Below are 23,483 nucleotides of genomic sequence, written 5' to 3'. Positions count from 1 at the left end.
AGCAGAGCTACAGAATGCCCACGGCATCCATCGGCACTTCTTCAATTCGCAGGTCGCGCTTGATGGCAAACTTTTCCAGGTATGCCAGCGGCTCGTTGGGGTCAAAGACGATGCCGTCGAACAGTTCGCTGGTGTGGCGATCGCGGCCAATGTCGAGCAGTCCCAGCTCGCGGGCCGCCTGCCCAAAGATGTCGCCCCGCTTCACCCGCTCGGCCACCGCCAGCCAGTTGCGGGGGAAGGGAGTGATGCCCCAGCGGGCCATTTGGGTCATCATCCACACCACCTCTGAGACATCGGGATAGTTGGCCTGGCCGGTAAAGAACTGAATGTAGTTGAGCGCCGCCTCGGGCTGACTGCCATCGCCCCGGTCGTAGGGGTCGAGGAAACCCTGGCGAATGTGCGCCTCATCGGCTCCGACATATTCGGGCCGGGCCAGGAGAGCGGCAATTTCCCCCCGATTGCGGGGATCGTCGCAGTACTCACAGGCTTCGAGCAGGGCTTTGACCAGGGCCACGTGGGTTTTGGGGTACTGTTCGGCCCAGGCTTCGGTGACGCCGAGCACCTTCTCGATGTGGCCGGGCCAGATGTCTCGGTCGGTGGCCATTACTACGCCCACCCCTTCGGCTACGGCGCGGGCGTTCCAGGGTTCGCCCACGCAGTAGCCATCGATGCTGCCCGCCTTTAGCGTCGATACCATCTGGGCCGGGGGAATCACCGTGACGCTGACGTCGCGATCGGGATCGATGCCCCCCGAGGCCAGCCAGTAGCGCAGCAGCAGGTTGTGCATGGAGGTGGGGTGCACGGCGGCCAGGGTGTGGACGCGATCGGGGCGGCGGTCGAGGTTGGCCTTAAAGTCGGCCAGCGATCGCACGCCCGCATCAAAGAGGCGCTTGCTGAAGGTGATGGCGTTGCCGCTGCGGCTGAGGGTGAGGGCGCTGACCATGGGCATGGGCTTCTGGTTGCCGTAGCCCAGGGTAATGCCCAGGGGCATGCCCGCCACCATCATGGCGGCGTCGAGGCGCTGGCTGGTGACGCCGTCGGCGATCGCGTTCCAACTCGGCTCCCGATTTAGCGTCACATTGCTGAGGCCGTGGGCCTCAAACAGGCCCTTTTCTTTGGCCACCACCAGGGGCGCGCAGTCCACCAGGGGAATGAAGCCCAGCTCCAGGTTGACCTTCTCCAGGCCGTTGGCGGCCATGGCCACTGCGGGCTTGGCCTTGTGCAGCTTGGCCCGCTTTTGCTGGTTGAGGAAGTAGACAATCTCGTTGCGCAGGCTGTAGTAGTTGGGGTGCTTGACCACCTCCATGCGCTCGCGGGGCCGGGGAAAGGGCACGTCGACAATTTGGCCCACGTGGGCCTCGGGGCCGTTGGTCATCAGCACAATGCGATCGCTGAGCAGCAGCGCCTCGTCCACATCGTGGGTGACCATCACGCAGGTGACGTCGTTTTCCTGGCAGATCTGCATTAGCTGCTCTTGCAGCCCGCCGCGCGTCAAGGCGTCCAGGGCGCCAAAGGGCTCGTCGAGCAGCAGCAGCTTGGGGCGAATGGCCAGGGCGCGGGCGATCGCCACCCGCTGCTTCATGCCGCCGGAGATTTCGCCGGGGCGCTTGCTGGCCGCCTTTTGCAGCCCCACCAGCTCGATGTGGTGGTCAATCATGCGATCGCGCACCGGCCTGGGGTGCTTCTGCATCACCTGGTCCACCGCCAGGGCAATGTTCTCGCGCACCGTCAGCCAGGGCAGCAGCGAATAGTTCTGGAATACCACCATGCGATCGGGGCCGGGTTCGGTCACCTGCCGTCCCTCCAGCACAACGCCGCCGTTGCTCGGCTGATCCAGACCCGCCAAAATGTTTAGCAGGGTCGATTTGCCGCAGCCAGAGTGGCCCACCAGCGACACAAATTCTCCCTTATGAATCTGCAGATCAATATTTTTAAGGGCAATGTATTCGCCACCCTTGGGCATCTTAAAGACGCGATCGATGTGGTCAACTTCTACAAATACAGCCATGGTGTGCGGGGGGTGAGGGTGCAGGTTGAACTTAGACTATTGGGCTCTTCTCTCCTGAGAGGCTGGGAGCGGGTCAGCTAGAAATTTTGGCTTGGCGATTTTGGCTTTTGGCCAGCGGCAGCGTCACCCCAGGCGAGAATGCTGCCACTGGCCTATGGGAGATCGTGGACAGTGCCCACCCTGCGGTTTACTGCTTCTGCTCTTCAGGCAATATCAGGGTGCCTGCAAAGACAATTAGGCGGTCTAGCAGCAGACCCACAATGCCCACGTAGACAATGGCGATGATGATGTCGCTAATGCGAGAGCTGTTCCAGGCATCCCAAATAAAGAAGCCAATGCCCACGCCGCCGATCAGCATTTCTGCGGCCACAATGGCCAGCCACGATAGACCGATACCAATGCGCAAACCCGTGAAAATATACGGCACCGTAGCCGGAAACAGAATCTTGAAAAAGTATTGACGCTTAGACAGCTGTAGCACTCGCGCCACGTTGTTGTAATCCTGGGGAATCTGCCGCACTCCCTCGGTGGTGTTAATGATAATGGGCCAGATAGCCGTAATAAAAATCACGAAAATGGCGGAAGGGTTGGCCTGCTGAAATGCCGCCAGGGAAATCGGCAGCCAGGCCAGCGGTGGAATCGTGCGCAAAATTTGAAACAGCGGGTCGAGGGCGCTGTACATCAGAGAGCTAGTGCCGACTAAAATTCCCAGGGCAACCCCGACGATCGCAGCCAGGCTAAAGCCAATTGCTACCCGCTGTAGGCTGGTTAGCACCTGCCAAAACAGCCCCTTGTCCGTGCCGCCGTTGTCAAAAAACGGGTTGATAATCAGCTCCCAGGTGTTTTGAACCGTGCGAACGGGACTGGGCAGGTTGGCCTCCGGGCCCATGGTAAACAGCTGCCAGATAGCCAGAAAAATAAGGAAGGCTACGGCTGGCGGAATCAACCCTTTTAGCCAGTTCAAAACTTGCCCGCTAAATTGTTGTAGGTCGAAGCGCGATCGCGCTGGGCGAATATCGAGAGGTGCCGTCATCGGGGTTGCATCTCCAGAGGAAATAACAGGGGACAGAGAAGGAGTTTGAAGAGAAATTTTTTGTAGCGATTGTTATCTGTCCCGCCTCTACCTAGAGAAGGCAGGACAGATAATAGCGTCTAGACTTTCTTGATTTTGAGACTGTCGAGGTAAGCCTGAGGATCTTCTGGGTCGAAAGTAACCCCATCGAAGAAGGTCTCAACTCCGCGAGAGGTACTCTTGGGGATCATGTCCTCTTGCCCTAGAGCAGTAGCCGCCTCGCGCCAGAGATCTTCGCGGTTGACCGCATCGACCATGGCTTTGACGTCGGTGTCGGGGGGGAGATAGCCCCAGCGAATGTTCTCCGTCAAGAACCAGGTGTCATGGCTCTTAAAGGGATAGGAGGCATTATCCTTCCAATACTTTTGCTGGAGCTCGGGCAACTCTTCTTCCCGGCCCAAGCCAAAGTCATACTTACCCTGGGAGCGATCAATAATGTCCTCAAAGGGCACATTAAACCAGGCCCGCTCCGACAAAATCTTGCACATTTCTTCTTTGTTTTCGGGCTGGCTGCACCACATTTGGCCTTCCATAGTGCCCATCAGCAGCGCCTTGGCCGCTTTGGGGTTAGCATCTACCCAATCGGCCCGCATACCCAGGGCTTTTTCCGGATGATCTTTCCACAGCTGACCAGTGGTGAGGGCGTTGTAGCCTACTTTTTGGTTAACGGTTTGCAGCGGCCAGGGTTCACCTACGCAGAAAGAGTCCATGTTTCCTACTTTGACGTTGGCGACCATTTGAGGGGGGGGGACCACAATTGTGGAAACATCCTTATCGGGATCAATGCCGCCTGCGGCCATCCAGTAGCGAATCCAAAGGTCGTGGGTGCCGCCTGGGAACGTCATCGCCGCTTTTAGTTCTTTGCCCTCGGCCTTGCGCTTGGCAAAAGCTTCCTTTAAAGGTTTGCTATCAAGGCCTACTTTTAGGTCTGCATAGTCATTGGAAAGGCAAATTCCCTGACCATTCACATTCAGGCGCGCCAAAATGTACATCGGCACTTTTTTGCCGTCGGTAACCGTACCGGCAGAGATGAGGTAAGGCATGGGGGTAAGAATGTGCGCCCCATCAATGCCACCGCCCCCAGAACCCAGCACCAGGTTGTCGCGGGTAGTGCCCCAGGATGCCTGCTTTTCTACCGATACATCGGTCATGCCGTACTTGTCGTAGAAGCCCTTGACCTTGGCAATAATCAGCGGTGCAGAGTCGGTCAGGGCAATAAAGCCCAGCTTGGCAGCGGTGGTTTCTGGAGTTTCCGCTGAGCCAGAAGCAGGCGCAGTCGGGGTATCTGAAGCCGGGGTATCCGAAGCAGCCTGCTCGGACCCCTGACTGCAGGCATGGAGCAGCACAGTGCCGGCAGCGGCGGTACCAGCGGTCATCAAAAATCTACGGCGATTGAGTCGAGTCATAATATGCTTACTCCGTGTTGGGCAAGGCGAAAAAAAGAAGGGGAAATAGATTGAGGTATCCTATTGCAGCCAAACTCGCAGCGCCGAAAATCCAGAAATTGTCAGTACCTTCGCTCTGGGGAGTGCCAAGTTTAATGCTCCATCGGACCAGGTTTTGTTTTGTTAAACTGTGGCAACGCTAGCAGAAAAAAGAATACGTATAGCGGTTTAGCGAACGGCCTAGGAGTTGGTCTTGTCGGCTGAGCCGTAGGGCTTTCTGGTCAGACTAAGCCACTGTAACTGTTTTGAATTCTGCTGAAGAAAAAATGATCAAATTCAACCCCTTAGCAACCCTAGAATGGCTTTGTTAATCAGAACACAGGGCCAAGAATAGCATTGCTGCATTTCTGTATTCCGCTGCTTCAAGTCAAGTTATTCAAACTCTGAGCGGTATTTTGTATGTTTAGTTACCCTTTAGTCGGCAGTCATCCTTTTATCGCATGATTGACATGTAGGTTCTGCATAATCGGCGGAATAGCCTGCTGGGGCTAGCCCTAGTAGACTGCGGCACAAGTGTGACGACTGTTGTCAATTGCGAGGGGGCAGGGGAGCAGGGGAGCAGGGGCGCTAGGGAGCCAGGCGAACTGAAGTAGTCCGCATATTTCAGCCTTCGAGTACTTCGAGCACTGGTTCAAAGGGATCATGCCAGGAAGCGCCGGAGTTTTCCCCGGATTCCTTTTAAGCTTCTGTTAGGCCTCGCTGTACAAAGGTAAGGGCGTGGCTCAGGGGCGGCTGGCGCGATCGCCAGCGGATCTGGAGTCCTCGTTGCTCTCCCCGTGGTCAAGCATATCTGCGCAGCGTATGGCTAATCTTTCAGTTCCGGCTAAGTGGCAAATACTGCTCACGGTGCTGCCGTTAACGGCTCTGTATGGGGCCGTCAAGGTGGCTCTGCATCGCCTGGGCTGGGAGCCTTGGGCCTTTGATTCGCTGACTGGGTCACTGTTTGGGGCAGCCACCTTTGTGATCGCCTTTGTGCTCAATGGCACTCTGGGAGACTTTCGCGCCAGTGCTGATATGCCGATGCAGTTGGCCAAAGCCCTAGAAACGATTCAAGACAGCAATCAGCTGGTGGCTCGGGCCAATGCTGAATATGACCCCGCGCCCCTGACCCAAGACCTGCTTGCGATCGCGCAGACAACCCTCGACTGGCTACAGTCGCAGCAGCCCCAGGCCGAAACTGCGATCGCGATCGACCGACTCAATACCTCCCTGGCCGCTATGTTGCCCTACGCGGGTGCCCCCATCGTTGCCCGCGCCCAGGCCGAGCAGGCCAACGTGCGCCTGCTGCTCACCCAAATCGGCATTAGCCGAGATACTGAATTTGTGGGGCCAGCCTACGTGCTGCTCGAGCTTTTTTTGATCGGGGCTGTGGCTGCCCTGCTGCTGATTGGGGCCGACAGCTTTAGCGAAAACCTGGTGGTGTCCTGTCTGCTGTTTACGTCGTTTACCTACCTGCTGTTGCTAATTCGCGACCTGGATAACCCCTTTCAGTACGATGGCCGCTCCAGCGTTGAGGCCGATTTAACGACACTGGTAGCGCTCCGCGATCGGCTTCAGCAGGGCTAGCAATTATTGCCACCAAACCGCCATAGACCATTCCCCCACCGTGACCAGATCTGGGGGCAAGTCTAGAAACGAAAGAAGTGATCTCCTGCTTAGCGACGCTCTAGGGCTACAAAAACTTGCTGGCCATGCCGATTAGCCCCGCCATTTGGCCCAGATCGACCTCGCCGGAGAGCACCTTTTGCAGCAGTCCGCCCCCCTGGGAGTTGGACCCCTTGACCAGGAACTGGGCAATTAGCGGGGTCACGCTTTTGACCATGGCTGGGTCTACCCCCACTCGCTGGGCGATCGCGCTCACCTGCTCGGAGGCCAGCAGTTGCTCCACCGCGCCGGTCGCCGCCACCGATTGCAGCACGCCCATCAGCGCTCCGGCATTGCCCTGGCCCTTGGCCTGAAGCACGTTTTGCAGATTGCTGGCGATCGCGCCGATCTGGTTATTCTCCACCGGAGCATTGTTGAGGCTGCCCAGCAGTGAACCCATCAGGCTGCCGCTGGCCTCGGTATCGGTGCTGGCGATCGCCTGGTTGACCATGCCCATTAAATCCATTACGTCACCACCTTTAGCATTTGTTGAAAGCGTTTCTCGAATAGGCTAAGCCCTTTATTCTCTGGCAGCAACCGGTGGCTAGTACGCGAAAGCTGAAATATCTCCACGTTTTGGCGGGCTTGGCTCCCTAGCTCCCCTGCTCCCTAGCTTGCAGAAATAGTCTCTAAACGTCCGCCTCAGAGTATTAGTCGCCATCGCCCAGCAGGCTGAGCTGCTGAAACGCGGGGTCGGGGTCGGCAGCCTTGGGCTTTCGCCGCCGAGCCCTGGGCGGCAAGACATTCACGTGGGCCACAAACCAGGTGCGCAGGACAGCGGCGGCCTCGGGGTCTAGGTCGGTCAAGGGCAACCCCGCCGGAAACAGCTCGGCGATCGCCGCTCCGGCCCAGGCCACCTCGCCCCCGTAGACCTCGGTGCCAAACGGGGTCAGATCGCTGGGCAGAGGGGCTAAAAACGGCAGCAGATTGCTGGCATTGAGAAATCGGCTCCGCTGGGCTTCGAGCTGTTTGACCCGGCGCTGGCGGGCCGCTTTGTAGTTGAGAATGGGGGCCGGGTAGCCCGAGAGGGTCGGCGGGCTGCCGAGCTGGCTGCTGGGGACATCGACCAGTTCAGGCACCCAGCGCTTGATAAATTCACCCTCCGGGTCGCAGCGATCGACCGCCACCTGGCCGGGGTTGTAGATGCGGGTCCAGGTTTTATCGACGCAGTGGGTGACGCCCGACTGCATGGCCCACTGGTAGTGGTCGATGGGGCAGTCGCCGTCGATCAGGTGGCGCATAAAGTGCAGCGCCCCGTAGCGCCAGTCGATGCCGCCCAGGTTGCTCAAAAAGCTGGCGTAGATAGCGCGGGTGCGAAAATTTAGCGCCAGGTAGCCCCCGGTAGCCTGCAAACAGCGGGCGGCGGCATCGACAATGGGGAAGCCGGTCTGCCCGCTCTGCCAGGCCTGGTAGAGGTCGGGGTCAAAGGCCCAGCCGTCGTCGTCAAAGGTGCGGTAGAGCGATCGCAGCTCCAGCTGGGGCAGGTAGCGAAACCGCTGGGTAAAGCCGTTGCCCCAGCGCAGCCGCGAGATTAGCTGCTGGTGGCTGCGGCGCAGGCGATTGTCGCCCCGATCGGGGGCCTGGCGAACGGTCTGCACGCACTCCCGCACCGAAATCACGCCAAATTTAATGTGGGGGCTGAGGCCCGTGGTAGCCTCGGCGCTGGGGTAAGAAAGCTGCCAATAGTAGCGATCGGCCTTGTCGGCCAAAAAGTCTTGCAGCAGGGCGCGGGCGGCCCCTGTGCTGGCGGGGGGAATGGGCTTGGCGTCGGCTCTGTGGCCCAGGGCATCCAGGCTCGGTAGCGGGTCGCTGGGGATGTCGGGGGGCACCGACACCTGGGCCGGGGTCGGAATGGGCGGCTGGCCCATCTCGCGATACCACAGCTCTCGGTAGTCGGGGTAAGGCACCAGCGCCTCGACGCTGGCCGCAGGCTCAAACCAGCGAATTTTCATGGCCCGCTCCGCCAAAGTCCGGTTGAGCCGAGCATCGCGCACCCGACCATAGATGCGCTCGACGTCGGTGTGGGCGTAGATGCCGTCGGCCTGGGTGGCCTGAACAAGCTCGGGCAAAACCTGCACCGGATCGCCCGATCGCACAATCAGTCGCCCGCCTAGCGCCCTCAGGTCGGCATCCAGCGCGCGCAGGGCGGCCAGCAAAAACGCCACCCTGGCTGGGCCGGTCTCGGGGTGGTGCAGCAGGGCGCGATCGAACAAGAATACGGGCACAACTAGGCCCCGCCGGGCCGCCCGCAGCAGCGGCTCGTGGTCAGACACCCGCAGGTCGCGGCGAAACCAAACGATGGTTTTGTTCATAGGGATTGAGGCAGGGGCACCTCGGCCCGAAGCCGGTCATTTTGCCGGTTACTTTGCCGGTCATCGGGAGGGGGCGATCGCGCTTTTCAAACCGTAACAAAAAACTCCGTCCCTATCCGCTTGCGAAATAGTATTCATGTACTATACTTGTACTCAGAAATTTTCTCTGCCCCTGCGCTGCCTATCCTCACCTGGATTCAGTCCGGATCTGGTCTCACTCCAAGGAGTCGAGTCCGGCGGGCTGCGTGTCTTAGCCGCCAGCACCGCTGCCATCGGTTGCCCATGCCCACGGGCGCTGGTTGAGTGCGGCCCCTGTCCCGGCTGGTTTGGCTTCAGTCTTTGCCCCTGGTTGCTACACCCGGCAGAGTTGGGCGCCCCATAAAATTCTCCCTTTCCCGACGGTAAATAGCAAAGGTCAACGCCATGGTTCAACGCTCTTCTTATCCGGTTTCCTCTTACTATCGCCCCCCAGTGCCCCCCCAGGGGCAGCTCCGGGCCTCCCAGTCGGTGCCGCCCCAGGCCTACCCAGGCCCCCGCCCCTACGCAACGCCTGCGGCCAGGCGACCCAGGGCTGCTGGCTACGCCGACCCTCGCCCCCAGCCTCGGCAAGTGCTGGTGGCCGGGGGGTCGATGCTGGCCCTGGCGGCGCTGCTGATCACCCCTACCCTCAACCGGGATCAGGCCCAAAAGGTGGCCGACCCATTTACCTGTATCCGCCAGGAACAGCCCCAGGCGCTGGTGTCCCGCGACCAGCTCAAACAACTCTTAGACACTAATCTGCAAGCGCCCAAGGCGGCGATTCAGGAGTTTCTCAAGGCCCCCTACTGCGTGCTGTCGCCAGGTACAACCGAGGCCGGTTTACCCGCCGAGCGCGAGGCCTACCCCCTGGAGTTTGATCCGCAGACCTGGCTGGTGGTGCTCTACGACGGCGATCGCTACGTCGGATACGACTTTCGCTTTCGCTAGTCGGTTTTGCCAGGGCATAGGCTGGGGCGTGGTTCGTCGCCGGAGTTCTTTGCTAAAGTGGCAGGGCAAATTCGCTTGGCCTCCCTAGCTAAGCTACTTATGGTGATGGTGTCGCAAAGGTGTTGCAAAACCGCCCGCAGCTCAAGAGACCTCCGCTACCGCTAGTCTTGGCGGCGGCCCTGCTATTTGTCGGCGGCGGTATTTTGACCTTTTGGGTCACCGCCCGCCGAGACCAGCTGGCCAAAACGCTGCCCGCCGGGGCCAGCGCCATTCCTGCCGATGCGCTGATGGTGGTGGCCCTCTCTAGCGATGAGGCCCAGTGGCGAAAGCTGCGCCAGTTTGGCACCGAAACCACCCAGGCCCAGTTCGATCGGCTGCTGGCGCAGTGGCGCGATCGCCTGCTCGCCGATCAAAACCTGACCTTTGAGCGCGATATTCAACCCTGGGTGGGTCCCGAAATTACCCTGGCGGTGCTGCCGGATACCACCTCCTCAACCACCGATTTGCCCCCCTCTCTGCCGGCCCCCGAGTTAGCCCTTGAGTCCAACGTGGTGATGGTGGTGCCCATTGCCGACCCTGGCCGGGCTCAGAGCGCCCTGGGCAATCGCCTCACCAAGGCCGAGCAGCTTCAGGATGCCTCCTACCGGGGCATTGCGCTACAGCAGATTGACGGCAACGGGGAGACTCCTCTCTACGCCGCTGTGCTGAGCGCTGAAACAGCGGTGCTCAGCCCCAAGCTGCCCCTGCTCGAGCGGGCGATCGACGCCTATCGGGGCGGCGATTCCCTGGTCAACCGTCCTGGGGTGGGCAAAGCCTTTGACCAAATCACCGAAACCCGTCCCCTGGCTCGGTTCTATGTGGATGTACCGGCCCTGGCCCAAACCGTGGCCCAGGGGGCCGATCCACCCATCGACCCCAGCCGCCTGCGGGCCTTTGAGGCTCCGCGAGGGTTGGTGGGAGTCGTCGCCGTCACCAGCCGCGGCGTTGCCCTCCAGGGCGTGGGCTGGCTAGAGCCCGGCACCCAAACCTTTGCTACGGGCAACCGGGCTGAGCAGATGCCCCAGCGGTTGCCCACGGGCACCCTACTGGCTCTGTCTGGGGGAGATTTTAAGCAGTTTTGGGAGGATTTTCAGGCGGGAGATCAGCTCTCGGCGCTGTTCCCGCTGCGGGCTGAAGATGTGGCCCTGGGGCTACAGTCTGCCACTGGCCTGAGCCTGGATGAAAACCTGCTGCCCTGGATGGCGGGGGAATTTGCCGTGGGGGTGCTGACACCGCCGCCCGGCTCTGGCGACGCTCCGCCGCTGCCCAACCCGGCCCTGGTGCTGATGGTCAAAGCCAGCGATCGCGAGGCCGCCACCGCCACCTTTAAGCAGCTCGATACCGTCCTGGAAAGTCGCTACCGTTTTACGATCGATAGCCCCGAGATGGGCGGCGTCCCCGTCACCCGTCTGACCTCCCCCTTCGACTCGCTGGTGATGGCCCACGGCTGGCTGGAAGGCGATATTGCCTTCTTTACCGTAGGCCAGGGGATTGCCGAGCTGGTGGCCCCTTCCCCGAGCCGCAGCCTGGCCGAAAACAGCTTGTTTCAGGCCACCACCGGTGAGGCGCCGCGCCCCAATAACGGCCACTTCTTTGCCAACCTGGAGGCCCTGACCAAGGCGGAAAACAGCTTGCTGCTGCCGCCCCTGCCCCAGGAGGGGCTGCTGGGTTCTGAGGCGATTGAGGCGATCGGGGTGACGGCGACGGTGCTCAGCGATCGCCAGGTGCGCTACGACATAGCCGCCACCCTCAAGCGGGGCGATCGCCCCGGCCCGCTGCCCTCCAGCCCTACCGGCCCCGGCCCTGATGCCCCCGCCCCGGAGAGCTCCACCCCTGATGCCAGCCAGTAGAGGGGCCTAGTAGACTGCGGCACAAGTGTGACGACTATTGTCAATCGCTACGGAGCAGGGGAGCTAGGGAGCCAAGCGAGCTGGAATAGTCGGCATAGTTCAGCCTTCGAGTACTAGCCGGGTGCTGTGGCTTAGCCGTACTCCCAGGGCGGGGAGGTCGCTGCCAAAATTCAGGCCGCAAAAGTCGGTAGGATAGGGAGAGACCCATCCTCCCCTAAAACCTATGGATTTGATTGTGCTCCAGGGCTGGCTCGACAATGCCTCTTTTGCGGTGCTGTTTATCGCCATGCTGCTCTACTGGTGCGGCGTGGCCTTTCCCCGAGCGGTTTTGCTGCCCTCCCTGGGCACCGGGGCGATCGCGGCGGGCAATCTCACCATTGCGGCCCTGCTGATAGCCCGCTGGATTGAGGGGGGCTATTTCCCGATGAGCAATCTCTACGAGTCGCTGTTTGCCCTGGCCTGGGGCATTACCGCCATGCATCTGGTGGCCGAGCGCATGAGCCGCAGCCCCTTGATGGGTGCTGTCACCGCCCCCATTGCCATGGCGATTACCGCCTTTGCAACCCTGACATTACCAGGCACCATGCAGGGGTCAGAGCCGCTGGTGCCCGCGCTCAAGTCCAACTGGCTGATGATGCACGTCAGCGTCATGCTGCTCAGCTACGCGGCGCTGCTGGTGGGGGCGCTGCTGGCGATCGCCTTTCTGCTGGTCACCCGGGGCCAGGTGGTGGAGCTGAAGGGCAGCTCTGTGGGTACGGGCAGCTTCCGCAACGTCAAGCTGCGCCGGGCCGAGGAGGAGGCCGCCCCCGCTCCAATGCTGGCAGTTGCAACTGGCGGTACCGCCGTGCTCGAAAAACCTGCTGCGGTTAAGCTCTCGCCCCAGCGGCTAACCCTGGCCGAAACCCTCGACAACATCAGCTACCGCATGATTGGCCTCGGCTTTCCGCTGTTGACCATTGGCATCATTGCCGGGGCCGTGTGGGCCAACGAAGCCTGGGGTTCTTACTGGAGCTGGGATCCAAAAGAAACCTGGGCGCTGATCACCTGGCTGGTGTTTGCCGCCTACCTCCACGCCCGCATTACCAAGGGCTGGCAGGGTCGTCGTCCGGCGATTTTAGCAGCCACCGGGTTTGTGGTGGTGTGGGTGTGCTATCTGGGGGTCAATATCTTGGGCAAAGGGCTGCACAGCTACGGCTGGTTTTTCTAGAATCGTAGGGCTAAATTTGTTGGACCCAATCTATGGGCTAGCCCCGGTGCGGCTTTCGCCCTAGTATTGGTTGCGGCGCTGAGCCGTGCAGGAAAGGGGTTGGCATAGTGAGCCAATCTAGGTCAGTATTTTTCTTGCTGCCGTCGCGATCGCGGTATCTATGCCTAGCCCCACGCCTCCACTGAAACCTCGGCCCGGTTTTGCCCCACTGCGGGCCTGGGCGCGATCGCTGCTAGCCCTGCTGCTAGGGCTGTCCTTCACCCTGGGCTGGGGGACTGCGGGACAGGCTCAAATCTCTAATCCCTTTAGCCCAGGGGCCAACAACCTGCCGCCCGCCGGGGTGGAGCGCCTGGGCCTGCTGGAGATTACATCGGTTTCCCTCGACGGCATTTCCCTGTTCGACATTGCCTCTCCAGCGGTGTTTAACCGTGACGAACCCGGCGGCTCACTGCCGGTAGAAGTACGGGCTCGGCAAATTGAGACCAATCTCAATCAGGTTGTCAATCGGTCCTTAGATCTCATCTATACCGATGAGACGATCAATAGCAACTCCCTGGATGTCACCACTGAGTCCATCGGTGGCCAGCCGGTGCTGTTTGCGGTTGGGGCCGGGCTAGCCGAACCCAGGGTGCTGCTGACCGTTACGAGTACCGATGCCCAGTACAACGGCATGGCTCAAACTGAGCTGGCCGAACGCTGGCAGACGACACTGCGCGACGCGCTGCGCCGGGCCGTCAACGGTCGTCTGCCGGAGGCGCGCCAGCGGCAAATTCGTAAAACTCTCTGGGTGTTGCTGACGGGCATCTTACTTACCCTGGTTCTGACCGGCATTTGGCAGGCGCTGGGCAGGCGCAAAAGCCGCCTCGAAAAAAAGCGGATTGCCCAGGAGGGCCTGCCCGCTCCCCCCGACGAGGAGTTTCCCGCCCAGCAGCTTCAGTACTTGTTTAACTATCAAATCACCCTGGCCCAGCGGCTTCAGGTGGTGGCCTTTTTGCGCTGGCTGATGTTTTGGGGAATTGCCTTTGTCTGGATCGCAAGCATCGCCAGCGCACTCTATATTTTCCCGCAGACCCGCGGCTATGCCTTTAGGCTGTTCTCGATTCCGGTGCTGCTGCTGCTGACCTGGTTTTTTGCCGGGCTGCTCAACCGCGTTGCCAACCTGGCCATTGAGCGGGTCTCCCAGGCCTGGGGCAAAAACGAGCTGGGCGATCTCGACGATATTCAGCGCAAAGCGATGCGGCTTTCCACCATTACCGGTGCGCTCAAAGGCCTCAAGACCGCTGTTATTTACGCCATGGCCACCCTACTGGTGCTGCAAACCCTGAGAATTGCGCCAGCTTCTCTGCTGGCCTTTGGCGCGATCGCCGCCCTGGCGATCTCCTTTGCCGCCCAAAGCCTGGTTAAAGATCTGGTCAACGGCTTTCTAATTTTGCTCGAAGACCAGTACGCCATCGGCGACCTGGTTACCACCGGCACCACCACCGGCATTGTCGAAAATCTCAACCTGCGCATTACCCAGATTCGGGGCGAAGATGGTCGCCTGGTGACGCTGCCTAACAGCCTGATTGCCCAGGTCGAAAACCTCAGCCGCAGCTGGTCGCGGGCCAACATTTTGATCGACGTTGCCTACGGCACCAATGTCGATGAGGCCCTCTGGGTGGTGCATGAAACAGCCCACACCATGGCCAGTGACCCCGAGTGGCAGTACGCCATTCTCAACCCGGTGGAGATGCTGGGCATAGAGGCGATGACCCACGCGGGCCTCACCATTTTGCTCTGGATGCGGACTCGGCCTCTCAAGCAGTTTTTAGTGGCCCGCGAGTTTCGCCGCCGCCTGCGCCTTGCCTTTGACCGGGCAGGCATTGCGATCGGGGTGCCCCAACAGGTCTTTACGGGGCTTGCCCATGGCCTTGAAACCAACGGTCACGGAGATGATTCAGCCCCCTCCTCAGCAAAAAGCGGGGCCGTTGAACCCCGCTAATGATCTGTGCTAATCCTCTGTACGATGCTTAAAAACCGGGCTGGTTAGGACGGCAAAACGTCAGCTGCCTCCCTGTCTCCCCGCCTACTTGAGCTTTTGCTTAATGAAGGCCAGTACCTTGCCGAGCTGCCCCTTGAGCTGGGCGACCTCGCCCTGAAGCTGCTTCACCTGAGCCTGTAGGGCCTGGAATTCGGCGGCGCTAACGTCGCCTGCGCCGGTTGCAGTGGCGGCAGAGGCGGCGGTCGCAGCGGTCGTCATCGGTGTGCGACGGGGCTTGCGGGCTTTGACCATGGCCGCTTTGATGGCTTCGATCAGCTCTTTTTGCTCAAAGGGCTTTTGAATAAATTCGAAGTACTCAAACGGCTCGGTCATCTTTTCGGTGACCTCTTCTTTGCGGCCCGACATCAGCACCAGGGGAATGTGCTGGAGGTCTGGATTGGCCTGAATTTCTTGGAACACTTCCCAGCCGCTCATGCGGGGCAGCAGAAAGTCGAGCATGATCAGGTTGGGGCGCTGGCTGCGAATGGCATCCATGCCTTCGACACCGTCTTGGGCCTCAATGACTTCGAAGTTGCCCTGGGGCAGCATGTCGCGGACGCGCATGCGAATCACCCGGCTATCATCAATGACCAAAATCCTATGATTTGTCACGGTTGACTCCTCTTGCGGTGTCGAAGGGCTTGGTAGACGTGAAATTAGTATAGTTCAGGTTTTCAGAAAGTCCCTGCCGGAGATGAGAATCCATCTCAACCGGGGTTTTCTGGGCGGATGAGCCCGCCCGCCCTGCGCTAAGGCTGGTTAAAGAGTTCCCTAGGTGAGGCCGTAAACTGACAACAAATCCCAGAATGCTAAAGCCTGCCGGACCTCTGCCCCAATTCCTAAACAGGGCTAATGACTTCCGCCTGCGCTGTAGACGGAGGCGTCAGCAACAGATGGGCCGCCTGCTTGACCTGATCGAACGACTGAGGGCTGGGGGCCAGGGCCGCCAGGCGCACCACGCACTGGTGCGGAAACAGCTCAGCGGGGAGGTCAAGGCCACTCTGGTAGCGGTTGTGGACGATATAGCGCTGGGCAATACCGCGATCGTAGAGGGTGTGATTAAGTCGACTGGCCTCGGCCAAAATCGCCGACTGGTTTTGCACCACGCCAATAAACTCGGTGTACTGAGGATCTTTGAGCTTTTCCTGGGCGGCCAGCACCCGCTGGCGCAGGGTGCGCAGGCGACCCATAAACTCCACCCGGCCCACCACGTCTTTGTACTTAATCCACAGCTTGAAGATCCAGCCCAGCCAGTCGCCCAGGGCGGTGGGCATGTCGAGAAACCGCAGCAGGTGGCCGGTGGGGGCGGTGTCGAGCACGATTAGCTGCTGCTCGTTGCGCTCCAGCAGATCCATCACGGTAATAAGCGAGAGCATTTCGTCGATGCCGGGCAGGGCCTGGGCGACAATTTGCCGCCAGGCATCGGGGCCGTAGGCGAGCTGGATGCCGCCAGCAATCTCGCCATCGCCCGCCATCATGTCGGCCAGATCCCACAGGTAGTCGGCGCGAAACTGGTCGAGCACCACATCGGCGCTGACCTCCTGGGCTTGCAGGTTGGGCCGCAGCAGCGTGGGTTCGTGGCTGAGGGGCTGGCCAAAAGCGTCGCCCAAGGAGTGAGCCGGGTCGATGGACATCACCCGCAGGTTGGCCTCGGGATGCCGCTCAGCCAGGCCCCAGCTGAGCGCGGCTGACACGGTGGTTTTGCCTACGCCGCCTTTGCCGCCGACTACGATCAGCCGCCGCCCGGCGGCGACAAAATCTTCCAGGCCGGGCAGAAGGGGTGCGGGCCACTGGTGTACAAGGGAGCTGTCGTCAGCTGGTTGCTCCCCCGCCAGGGGCAGATCCAGCGGTTTGACCTGGGGCATCAGCGCATCGAGGGCGGCAGCACCTACGGGTTCGCTGACTTGGGCGGGTACCCACAGCACCGGCTGCCCCTGGGCGATCGCCACAAACTCAGCCAGCACCTGGCGGTGGGTCGCTAGCGCTGGTATCACTCGGTTAATCACCAGGCCACCGAGGGGCACCCCCAGGTGGCCTAAGGCGGTAATGAAGCGATCGCTCTCGGCCCAGCTCATCGGCTCTGGAATGCCCACCACCCAGCAGGCGGCGCGATTTCTGTCTTGAATCAAACTCCGCCCCTGCTCCAGGTCATGGCACATATCTTGGATAAACTGGTCAGCCTCGTCGGGGGTGTAGCGACCGGCCAGGGTTTCGGTCAGGGTGCGGTGCTTTTGCTGAAACTGCCCCAGCGCCTCCAGCAGCGTATCGAGAAAATCCATCAGGGCAAACAGGCTGAGGGTGTGGCCGCTGGGAGCCATGTCGACGACGACGCGATCGGCCTCGCGATCGCGCAATATCCGCTGAATCTCCAGCAGCGCCATCAGCTCATTGAGGCCGGGCCAGCCCATGTCCCACACGGGGCTGAGGTCGTCGCCCTCCACAAAGCTGCCCCGCTCCACCAGCAGCTCTAGCACGGTGCCGTAGTCGGCCCGAAACTGCTCTAGCAGCGCCGCCGCATCCAGGGCGCGCACCTGCATGTTGGGCAGATCCGGCAGAGGTGTTGGCTGGTTATCAACTGCGATCAGCAGCACATCCCCCAGGGAGTGGGCCGGGTCGGTGGACAGCAGCAGCACGGTTTCGGCGGGGTGCTGCTGGGCCAGCTGCCGCGCAAATCCGCAGGAAAGGGTGGTTTTACCCACGCCGCCTTTGCCGCTGAACATAAAAAGTTGATGGGGCGATGACGCCAGCATAGCCAAACCTTGCAGATTGCTTAACCTAAGGTGCCCAGGGCAATCTGGGCCAGATCGCCCCGGCATGAAACTTAATTGGGTTCACGGGCTCATTGAACGGCTTTTTTGAACCGGATGACCCTATGGTGAGCACATCTTTTTCAGTGAGTCATGCGTAGGCACTGCTGCCATGCCAGCCCAGATGCCTTTCCCCAAGGCCCCAAGGCCATGGGCTAGAATAGGAAGCTGGATCAACCCCGCGCTTGGGGATGCGATCGCATAACTCTCGCTTGCGGTTTAAGCACAACATCTCAGCCATGGAAAGAATTGTAGTCGGGCTCTCCGGCGGCGTGGACAGCTCGGTAGCGGCGGCCACCCTGCACCAGCAGGGGTATGACGTGGTAGGCCTCACCCTGTGGCTGATGAAGGGCAAGGGCCAGTGCTGCTCAGAGGGTATGGTCGATGCGGCCAAGCTCTGTGAAGACCTGGGCATTGACTACCACGTGGTCGATAGCCGAGAGGTGTTTGAGCGCGAAATTATTAATTACTTAGTTGAAGGCTACGGTAGCGGCATTACGCCCCTGCCTTGCTCTCAGTGCAACCGAGCGGTGAAGTTTGGGCCGATGTTGCAGTACGCCAAGGATGAGCTGGGGTGCGATCGCATTGCCACGGGCCACTATGCCCGCATTACCCAAAATGTGGCTACGGGGCGCTACGAGCTGCGCCGCGCCGTGGACCCGGCCAAAGATCAGTCCTACTTTCTCTACGACCTGACCCAGGAGCTGCTGGCCGCCTGCGATTTTCCATTGGGCCACCAGACCAAAACCGAAACCCGCCGCATCGCCGCCGAACTGGGCTTGCACACCGCCGACAAGCCCGACAGCCAGGATCTCTGCCTGATCGAGCACCACGGCTCGATGCAGACCTTTTTAGACAAATACCTGGCCCCCAAGCCCGGCGACATTGTCGATACCGAAGGGCGCATTCTGGGCCAGCACAACGGCATTCACCACTACACCATTGGCCAGCGCAAGGGCCTGGGCATTGCCGCGCCCAACCCTCTGTACGTGGTGGGTTTTGACATGGCCCGCAACCACGTGATCGTGGCCGATCGCAGCGATGCCCACTGGCCCGACTGCACCGCGCAGCGGGTCAACTGGGTCTCGATCGCCGCCCCCCAGGAGCCGATGCCGGTATCGGTGCAGATCCGCTACCGCAGCGAGGCGGTGGGGGCAACGCTGGTGCCCCTGGCCGCTGAAGCTGGAACGGGCGATCGGGTGAAAATTGTGTTCGACGAGCCGCAGTTTGGCGTTACCCCCGGCCAGGCTGCCGTCTGGTACGACGGCGACCGGGTGCTAGGTGGAGGGCTCATTGAAGCTGCGACTGTCCCCGAGATGGCGGCAACGGCCTCTGACGCCCATGTTTTAAGTCATTAAGCGATCGCCATGGCAGACAGCACCAAAGACCAGCAGCACCCGCAGTACAAGATCGATCGCCAGGTGGTCAATCAGCTTTTGGCCGGAGACGCCACCGACTACAATCTGGTCGAACTGGCCCGGCTGATGACGCGCTACGACGGTTTCCCCGGTGCCCGCGACATTCAGACTGATTTGAAGAAAACGCGCAACCGCTGGCAGCTCACCGAGGCCGAGCTATTTGAAAAAACCCGCGCTATTCACCAGCAGGGCGAGGTCTACAAAGGGCTAAACCGAGGCCGCGAAGACTGGAGCTAGAGGACTCGATCATACTCGTGACAAGATTAGAGAAAGCGGAGTTATTTATGGCACCCTCCTCCACTAAGTCAGCTCTGCTCAGTTTTGAAGACTATGTTGCCTACGATGACGGCACTGAGAATCGCTATGAACTAGTGGATGGGGAATTAGTGGAGATGTCGCCACCCATAATGGAGCATTTTCTAATTGCTAAATTTCTAGAGCAAGTGCTAGATACGGAAATTAAGAGGTTCCAGCGTCCGTGGCTATGTTTTCGTGAGTCGGGTGTAAGGACTGGCCTACGAAAGTCGCGGCTTACTGATGTGTGTGTGGTCACCCTCGACCAGGCTCAAGAACTTAAAGGCAGATCGGTTGTTTTTTCAACATCTCCCCTGCTGGTGATAGAAGTCGTCAGCCCCGACTCTGTTACCCGTGACTACCGCTACAAGCGCACCGAGTACGCGGCCCTGGAGATTCCCGAATACTGGATCGTCGATCCGCTGGAATCTAAGGTGACGGTGCTGACCTTTAACGAAGGGCTTTACGACGAAGCCGTGTTCGTGGGCGATCAATCCCTGTTGTCGCCTACGTTTCCAGCGCTGGTGTTGACCGTGGATCAGATTTTGGCGGCGGGGGAGTTGCCTGAAGCCTAGAAACCGGGTTTCTGCGGTGAGTCTAGTGTTGGCTGGTCAATCGCCGCATAGAAACCCGGTTTCTCTCCACCGCGCGCCCTCTAGCCAGCGGTATACTAGCCAGCTATGAGTAGTGTTAAGCCTAACCGAGGGGCGATCGCAGCGGGCCATGCCCTCACCGCCGAAGCCGGGGCCGAAATGCTGCGCCAGGGCGGCAATGCCTTTGATGCGGCGATCGCTGCCGCCTTTGCCGCCTGCGTGGTGGAATCGTCCCTGACCTCGCTGGCCGGGGGCGGTTTTTTGCTGGCCCACACGGCGGCGGGCGAGAACCGACTATTCGACTTTTTTTGCCAGACGCCCCGCTCAAAAGACCTGGGGCGATTCCGGGACGGATCGCTTTGCGAATCGCCCGACTTCTTCCCCATCCACGCCAACTTTGGCGACACGGTGCAGGAGTTTCACATTGGCCAGGGATCGATGGCGGTGCCGGGGGCGATCGCCGGACTGCTTCAGGTTCACCACAAGCTGGGGCGCTTACCCCTGGAGCAGGTGGTGGCCCCGGCCCAGCACTGGGCCACCCAGGGCACCGAGGTAGAACCCTTTCGGGCCTACAGCTTTCAAATTTTGGCCCCCATTCTCACCGCTACCGCCGCCGCCAGGGCGATCTATGCCCCCGAGGGAAAGCTGCTGGGGCTGGGCGATCGCTTTTACCTGCACGACTTTGCCGCCTTCCTCGGCGACCTGGTGCGCCACGGGGCCGACTGGTTTTACCAGGGTGATCTGGCCCGTGCGATCGCCCAAGACTGCCAGGCCCAGGGCGGCTACCTCAGCCTGGAGGATCTGCAAACCTACCGGGTGATCGAGCGCGAGCCTCTGGCCGTGACCTACGGCAGCGACACGATACTGACTAACCCACCCCCCAGCTCGGGCGGCACCTTAATCGCTTTTGCCCTGCACCTGCTAGCTCAGGTATCGCCTGCCTCTACGCTCCATTGCAGCCCCCGCCACGTGGCCGTTTTGCGGGAAGTCATGGGTTTGACCAACCTGGCTCGCCAGCAGGGCTACGACGACTACCTCTACCGCAGCGACATTGCCGCAGAATTTCTCAGCCCTACCCACCTGGCCCCCTACCTCGATCAGCTCAGAGCTTCCCTTAGCCAGGGGGGCAGTAAATGGGGCAGCACCACCCACATCAGCGTGGTGGATGGCGAGGGCAACGCCGCCAGCCTGACCACCTCCAACGGCGAAGGGTCCTCCTACATCGTCCCCGGCACCGGCATCATGATGAACAACATGCTGGGGGAAGAAGATCTCTGCCCCCAGGGCTTTCACCAGTGGCCAACCAATCAGCGCATGTCGAGCATGATGGCTCCGACAATTGTGCTGGAAGCCGGTAAGCCTCGACTGGTACTGGGATCGGGCGGCTCTAACCGCATTCGCACGGCAATTTTGCAGGTGATATCGAACGTGCTCGACTTTGGCATGGATATTGAAGCCGCCGTCAACGCGCCCCGCCTGCACTGGGAGCGAGGGGCGCTGCATTTAGAACCTGGCTTTGACCAGGCCCATATCGAGGCTCAGGGGATTACCTGCGATGACGAATGCACCTGGTGGCAGGCCCGCAATATGTTCTTTGGCGGCGTCCACACGGTAGCGGTGGGCGCGGATGGCCGCCTGTCTGGGGTGGGCGATGGGCGGCGTGGGGGAGCTTGTGTGGTGGTGGATGGGTGAGGGGGTGGATGGGTGGATGAGTGAGGGGGTAGATGGGTGGATGAGGGGATGAGGGGATGAGGGGATGGGGGGATGGGGGGATGGGGGGATGGGGTCAGCCTTCTTGTCGGTGCTGGCACAATAGAGATAGTTGTATCCCCGTCTACCTATGGCCCCTACGGCACCCCCTAAAGCGCAACCCGCAGCGACACCCACGGCACTGTGGGCAGCGGCGATCGCCCAGCCCGCTACAGAATTTGCCCCTACCGCGCTGTCGGTATTAGAAGGGCAATTGCCCACCGGCCTGCGCGGCACCCTCTACCGCAACGGTCCGGCCCGGCTAGAGCGCGGCGGTACCCAGTTTGGCCACTGGTTCGATGGCGATGGGGCGGTGCTGCGGGTGCGGTTTGACGGGGCGACTGCCGTGGCCAACTATCGCTACGTGCGCTCCGCCGGGTTTGTGGAGGAAGAAGCGTCTGATCAATGCCTGTATCGAGGTTACGGCACCCTGCCGCCCGTTTCTATCTGGCAGCGCTGGCAAACTCAAATGAAAAATGCCGCCAATACCTCGGTGCTGGCCCTGCCCGATCGCCTGCTGGCCCTGTGGGAGGGCGGCCTGCCCCATCGTTTAGAGCTCGAAACTCTGGAGACCCTGGGGCTAGATATTCTGGAGGGGCTAAGACCCAGCGACACCTTCACGGCTCACCCCAAGCGCCACCCCCGCACGGGCAAAATCTTCAGCTTCGGCCTGGTGCCGGGGGGCAACGCTACCCTCAAACTCTACCGCCTCAGCGCTGCCGGAGCCGTAGAGAAAACCGGCACCATTCCCCTCAGCGGCATTCCCCTAATTCATGACTGTGTGTTGGCCGATCGCTACCTGGTGTTTTGCGTGTCGCCCGTGCGCCTGAGCCCGCTGCCTGCGCTCTTGGGACTCTCTAGCTTCAGCGATGCGCTTCAGTGGCAGCCCCAGCAGGGGACTCAGATCATTGTGGTGGATGCCGACAGTTTGGAGGCGATCGCCCTCAATGCCGTCGATCCCTGGTACCAGTGGCACTTTGGCCACAGCTATCTCGATTTTGACGGCTCGATCGTGTTTGACGTGGTGCGCTACCCCGACTTTGCCACCAATCAGTACCTCAAAGAGGTGGCCTCGGGCAACATAAAAACTCCCGCCGATGCTCAGCTCTGGCATTACCGCATTGACCCCAAAACCGCCAGAATTCTCGACCAGCACTGTTTGATTGACCGCCACTGCGAGTTTCCGATCGCGATCGGTCAGGACGAAACGGCTGTCACCTACCTGAATGTGCACCGCGACGACTCGGTGCCATTGAGCGAGCTATTTGGCGCGATCGCCCGCTTCGACCCCAAAACTGGGCTGACCATTGCCGATGCCGGAGCTGGCAGCTATCCCTGCGAACCAGTGCCCGTTGAAAATGCGGCCAACCCGGAGCATCCCTGGGTGCTCACCGTGGTCTACAACGGGTATCAGCACCGCAGCGAGGTGTGGGTTTACGAGGGTCACGACCTGGAGAAAGGGCCAGTTTGTCGTCTGGAGCTGCCCAGCGTTGTACCTCCCAGCTTCCACGGCACCTGGGTGAGCCAGTAGGTGTAGCCAGTGCGTGTCCCAGGTTTTGCCAGTGGCAGCAACCCCATTCCTAAGCGCATTAGCCAACGCTATATAGCGCTGATCAGTTCCTCCATCTAATCAACGGTATGTGCAGTCGCCCTCAAGTAAGAATTCGTTTGAGCGCAGGAATACGGTTGAGTACAAAACGATCTAGCAGCAGCACAAGGATCAAAGAAAGTCCTACGAGGGGAAATGCGAGTCCTAGAACGGCAGTAATGGCCAATGGAAGCCGCCAATTTTGACCGTAGGGTGGCATCGCTGGGGCACCAATTCGCCCAGATCCTTTGGGGCGACGCTGCGGGAGCATCCCACTTTCGACAAAATAGTCAACTTGCGAGTTGACCATTGAGGTAGGCACAGCGCAGACTCAACATTGCATTGACGGAGGCCGTATTCCAGCGGGCACCCGAGATTTGGAGACGTCGCCCAATCTGTTTGACAGCCGACTCAACGGCTCCTGAACCAATGGAGCAGAGTTGCTCACTCTGATAGGCTCCATAATTCACG

17 protein-coding genes and 1 pseudogene are annotated in these 23,483 nt (G+C 60.4%); 10 read left to right on the top strand and 8 right to left on the bottom strand.

Going from position 1 to position 23,483, the window contains the following annotated elements:
- Positions 1 to 7: 7 nt before the first annotated feature.
- From LEPTO7104_RS0110375 to LEPTO7104_RS0110365, 3 genes are all read right to left on the bottom strand, one after another.
- A complete protein-coding gene (locus LEPTO7104_RS0110375; RefSeq protein WP_017298509.1) occupies positions 8 to 2,008 on the bottom strand; it encodes an ABC transporter ATP-binding/substrate-binding protein in 2,001 nt (666 codons plus the stop codon).
- Between the two features lie 187 nt (positions 2,009 to 2,195).
- On the bottom strand, positions 2,196 to 3,041 hold the full coding sequence (gene ntrB / locus LEPTO7104_RS0110370) for a nitrate ABC transporter permease (protein ID WP_051158490.1): 846 nt from the start codon (positions 3,039 to 3,041) through the stop codon (positions 2,196 to 2,198).
- A 119-nt stretch (positions 3,042 to 3,160) separates the two neighbouring features.
- A complete protein-coding gene (locus tag LEPTO7104_RS0110365) occupies positions 3,161 to 4,486 on the bottom strand; it encodes a CmpA/NrtA family ABC transporter substrate-binding protein (protein ID WP_017298507.1) in 1,326 nt (441 codons plus the stop codon).
- 840 nt (positions 4,487 to 5,326) lie between these two features.
- On the opposite strand from LEPTO7104_RS0110365, the gene LEPTO7104_RS0110360 reads away from it, so the two are divergent.
- Positions 5,327 to 6,091: a hypothetical protein gene (locus tag LEPTO7104_RS0110360; protein ID WP_017298506.1), complete on the top strand. Its 765-nt coding sequence runs from the start codon at positions 5,327 to 5,329 to the stop codon at positions 6,089 to 6,091.
- Positions 6,092 to 6,197: 106 nt separating this feature from the next.
- Here the strand turns inward: LEPTO7104_RS0110360 and LEPTO7104_RS0110355 are convergent, their stop codons facing one another.
- Together LEPTO7104_RS0110355 and LEPTO7104_RS0110350 are read right to left on the bottom strand one after the other, a co-directional pair.
- Positions 6,198 to 6,635 carry a hypothetical protein gene (locus LEPTO7104_RS0110355; RefSeq protein ID WP_017298505.1) on the bottom strand — a complete coding sequence of 146 codons (438 nt, stop codon included), beginning with the start codon at positions 6,633 to 6,635 and terminating at the stop codon, positions 6,198 to 6,200.
- Between the two features lie 184 nt (positions 6,636 to 6,819).
- Positions 6,820 to 8,481, bottom strand: a complete 1,662-nt coding sequence (locus LEPTO7104_RS0110350; protein ID WP_017298504.1) for an FAD-binding domain-containing protein — start codon at positions 8,479 to 8,481, stop codon at positions 6,820 to 6,822.
- A 423-nt stretch (positions 8,482 to 8,904) separates the two neighbouring features.
- Between LEPTO7104_RS0110350 and LEPTO7104_RS0110345 the strand changes: the two genes are divergently transcribed.
- The 4 genes from LEPTO7104_RS0110345 (at position 8,905) to LEPTO7104_RS0110330 (ending at position 14,524) form a co-directional block, all read left to right on the top strand.
- Entirely contained in the window at positions 8,905 to 9,447 is a 543-nt protein-coding gene (locus tag LEPTO7104_RS0110345; protein ID WP_155523583.1) for a hypothetical protein, read from the top strand.
- Between the two features lie 119 nt (positions 9,448 to 9,566).
- Entirely contained in the window at positions 9,567 to 11,336 is a 1,770-nt protein-coding gene (locus LEPTO7104_RS0110340) for a DUF3352 domain-containing protein (protein ID WP_083887049.1), read from the top strand.
- A gap of 223 nt (positions 11,337 to 11,559) precedes the next feature.
- Positions 11,560 to 12,543: a c-type cytochrome biogenesis protein CcsB gene (gene ccsB, locus LEPTO7104_RS0110335; protein WP_017298501.1), complete on the top strand. Its 984-nt coding sequence runs from the start codon at positions 11,560 to 11,562 to the stop codon at positions 12,541 to 12,543.
- A gap of 160 nt (positions 12,544 to 12,703) precedes the next feature.
- Positions 12,704 to 14,524: a mechanosensitive ion channel family protein gene (locus LEPTO7104_RS0110330; protein WP_017298500.1), complete on the top strand. Its 1,821-nt coding sequence runs from the start codon at positions 12,704 to 12,706 to the stop codon at positions 14,522 to 14,524.
- A gap of 84 nt (positions 14,525 to 14,608) precedes the next feature.
- Here the strand turns inward: LEPTO7104_RS0110330 and LEPTO7104_RS0110325 are convergent, their stop codons facing one another.
- Together LEPTO7104_RS0110325 and LEPTO7104_RS33410 are read right to left on the bottom strand one after the other, a co-directional pair.
- Complete coding sequence (locus LEPTO7104_RS0110325) at positions 14,609 to 15,175, bottom strand: response regulator (RefSeq protein WP_026072562.1); 567 nt, start codon at positions 15,173 to 15,175, stop codon at positions 14,609 to 14,611.
- Positions 15,176 to 15,402: 227 nt separating this feature from the next.
- Entirely contained in the window at positions 15,403 to 17,313 is a 1,911-nt protein-coding gene (locus LEPTO7104_RS33410; protein ID WP_225886961.1) for an ArsA family ATPase, read from the bottom strand.
- A 296-nt stretch (positions 17,314 to 17,609) separates the two neighbouring features.
- Here LEPTO7104_RS33410 and mnmA point away from each other — a divergent pair, with 296 nt between their 5' ends.
- The 5 genes from mnmA (at position 17,610) to LEPTO7104_RS0110295 (ending at position 22,955) form a co-directional block, all read left to right on the top strand.
- Complete coding sequence (mnmA, locus tag LEPTO7104_RS0110315) at positions 17,610 to 18,728, top strand: tRNA 2-thiouridine(34) synthase MnmA (RefSeq protein WP_017298497.1); 1,119 nt, start codon at positions 17,610 to 17,612, stop codon at positions 18,726 to 18,728.
- Between the two features lie 9 nt (positions 18,729 to 18,737).
- Positions 18,738 to 19,025: a DUF3288 family protein gene (locus LEPTO7104_RS0110310; RefSeq protein ID WP_017298496.1), complete on the top strand. Its 288-nt coding sequence runs from the start codon at positions 18,738 to 18,740 to the stop codon at positions 19,023 to 19,025.
- Positions 19,026 to 19,072: 47 nt separating this feature from the next.
- Positions 19,073 to 19,657 carry a Uma2 family endonuclease gene (locus LEPTO7104_RS0110305; RefSeq protein WP_026072561.1) on the top strand — a complete coding sequence of 195 codons (585 nt, stop codon included), beginning with the start codon at positions 19,073 to 19,075 and terminating at the stop codon, positions 19,655 to 19,657.
- A gap of 105 nt (positions 19,658 to 19,762) precedes the next feature.
- Positions 19,763 to 21,367, top strand: coding sequence for a gamma-glutamyltransferase (ggt, locus tag LEPTO7104_RS0110300; protein WP_017298494.1), 1,605 nt, complete (start codon positions 19,763 to 19,765; stop codon positions 21,365 to 21,367).
- Positions 21,368 to 21,515: 148 nt separating this feature from the next.
- A complete protein-coding gene (locus LEPTO7104_RS0110295) occupies positions 21,516 to 22,955 on the top strand; it encodes a carotenoid oxygenase family protein (RefSeq protein ID WP_017298493.1) in 1,440 nt (479 codons plus the stop codon).
- A gap of 347 nt (positions 22,956 to 23,302) precedes the next feature.
- On the opposite strand, the pseudogene LEPTO7104_RS40000 reads toward LEPTO7104_RS0110295, so the two are convergent.
- Positions 23,303 to 23,483, bottom strand: a pseudogene (locus tag LEPTO7104_RS40000) (ISKra4 family transposase); the annotation flags it as partial.

The sequence above is a fragment of the Nodosilinea nodulosa PCC 7104 genome (assembly GCF_000309385.1).
Taxonomy (GTDB): Bacteria; Cyanobacteriota; Cyanobacteriia; order Phormidesmidales; family Phormidesmidaceae; genus Nodosilinea; species Nodosilinea nodulosa.
This window is presented reverse-complemented; position numbering and strand designations above follow the sequence as displayed.